We start from the raw sequence: 2102 nt of genomic DNA on the forward strand, positions 1-2102 counted from the left end.
TACCAGCCACCCGCGCCGGAGGTCGTCCTCTGGCCAACCGAACCGAGCGGATCAGTGCCGTCCGCGCGCCCTGCCATCGTCAGCCGACCGACGATGCACTAACTTCGAACTCGGGCCACCGAATGGGGGCAGGCCAAGGCGATTATCAAGTTCCATTGCACGAATTTACTAAACATGCTCTATTAGGAGAGTACTCGCATTTTAACCCGCTTTCATCTCTCGTGGGCTGCAATATATTCGATGTCGGCTCAGCAGATCCTCGGGAACACTTTATCTGCTGCCTCCTCATTGCATATATTTCATCACCTCTGGGCGTGAAAGACAATGATGGGTTTGTTGGCGGCCCTGTGATCCAGAAAGAAATGCTACGTCTCGGGTTTACCGATGACCAAGTTGCCCATTCGTTGCGCCGGCTCGCTAGAAAGAGGCTCATAGAAACGCCGCAAGCTCACTATCGAGAACTGCCAGTCGCAGAAGATGTTGATCCATTGCAGTATTTCTTCAGAGCTACTTCAATCGGCATATATCACATAAGATACTGGGCTGGATCTTTTGCATTTTTGGACGCGGTATCTATCGACACACCAATTTTTGACAACGGTCCGCGGGGGGTCGTGTTTGCCAACGCGGCGTCCTTTGATATTTCTGATCGGTTGAAGAAGGCCGAAGCGTTTCGGGACTATCTAAATAGCAAATGGCATGAAGGTAATTTCGATGCAACTTACTATGATTTTCCCACAGTCATCCGGGATAGATCGCTAGAATTCAGAACGGTAGAGAATTTTGTACGCAATGGCCCGCGGGCGAACCGAGGGCGGCAGTCCGCGCGAGGATGGCGTCGCTAGTCGCCCGACGTTTCTGGCGCGCCCTGAGGTTATAGCGGGTGCCGCCCGCTCGGCCCCGCCCCGATCTGCTCACGGGGCGGGGGAGGAGCTACCGATCCGAGCCGCTCAGCAGCTTCTCGACTGTTGCCATGGCGGCGGCTTGGGCTTTTGCCTCGGTCGGATAGCTGCGGTCGGAACGCTGGGCGAGCTTGCCATGCTTGCGGATCGCCCAGTTATAGGCTCCGCCCTCTTCCTTCGGCGGAATGATCTCCACCATGTAGGGATGGATGTTCGTCTCACTCTGGCTCATGGCCTCGTCATGCCACGCGTGCTCGGCGCCGCCAAGGCTGATCCGCCTCCACGCGGTGCGCACGCGACGGAGGAGCGCTCGAACTGGATGCGAGGTCGTGCCGTCGCCAGATAGCTACTCGACCGCCTCTGGATCCCGCGTCGATACCCCTTTGTAGTGCAGCGGCCTGAGAGGGCATCCGTCATGTCCGCGGCGGTGCGCCAACGTCAAGCGACCGAGCGGGCCGTAGACGCCCATGATCATCACACGTCCATGGCAGGCCGGGCAGCGCTTTACGTCGTCCCGGTGCCGGAGTTGCGCCTCGTCCAGGCCGACAGGCAGCCAAGTCCCGTCTACCTTCACTTCGCAGGTCTGATTTGGGGGCGCCGACATGCGCAACCATGGCCCGTCGGCTGATTGATCGCCAGGGCATCTCAGACACACACGTCGGCTCTGCTATTGCTCCAGCCAGGCCATAGGACGGGGGGGCGTCCGATCTCACCAGCGTGTGAGCTGAGCCGATACGCAACGTGGCTCGCGGGCAAGATGACCGGCGGCGGTTACTCGGTCGTGCTGGCCCCAACGCCGTCACCGTTCCAGACCGGGACCGGCGGCTTGAGCGACGCTACCGGCATGCTGGAGACCAACAACGCTATCATAGCCGAGCGTGAGCTCAGCATGATTGCCGGCGGTTCGCCGGTGATAGCTCGCCAAGCTGCGAGGAAGGCATGGGTGGGCATGGCAGCCAGCGTATCGCCGGAGGGGATGGGGTAGTCCGCAGTGCAAGGCGCGGGCGTGTCCATGCATCTCCAACGGGCTCAGACCGCATCGAGCCATGTCGCTTGTTGAAGAAGATGAATCAGGCGTTCCGCCATGGGCACGAAAACGCCCGCCGCGGCTGTGAGCCGGACGGGCGTTCCCATATCCAAATTGTGATCGGGTAAGGATCCCGATCCGAATACAGGCTTCAGGATGCGGGCCAACGAAAA

General features: G+C 59.6%; 2 protein-coding genes. One reads left to right on the forward strand and one right to left on the reverse strand.

Annotated elements, in window-relative coordinates; all coding sequences use genetic code 11:
- On the forward strand, positions 1 to 845 hold an 845-nt coding region (locus MKK88_RS08445; RefSeq protein ID WP_243998771.1), incomplete at its 5' end, for a hypothetical protein.
- An 88-nt stretch (positions 846 to 933) separates the two neighbouring features.
- Here MKK88_RS08445 and MKK88_RS08450 read toward each other — a convergent pair.
- Entirely contained in the window at positions 934 to 1134 is a 201-nt protein-coding gene (locus MKK88_RS08450; RefSeq protein ID WP_243998769.1) for a hypothetical protein, read from the reverse strand.
- Positions 1135 to 2102 lie beyond the last annotated feature (968 nt).

Source organism: Methylobacterium sp. E-005 (assembly GCF_022829725.1).
Lineage (GTDB): Bacteria > Pseudomonadota > Alphaproteobacteria > Rhizobiales > Beijerinckiaceae > Methylobacterium.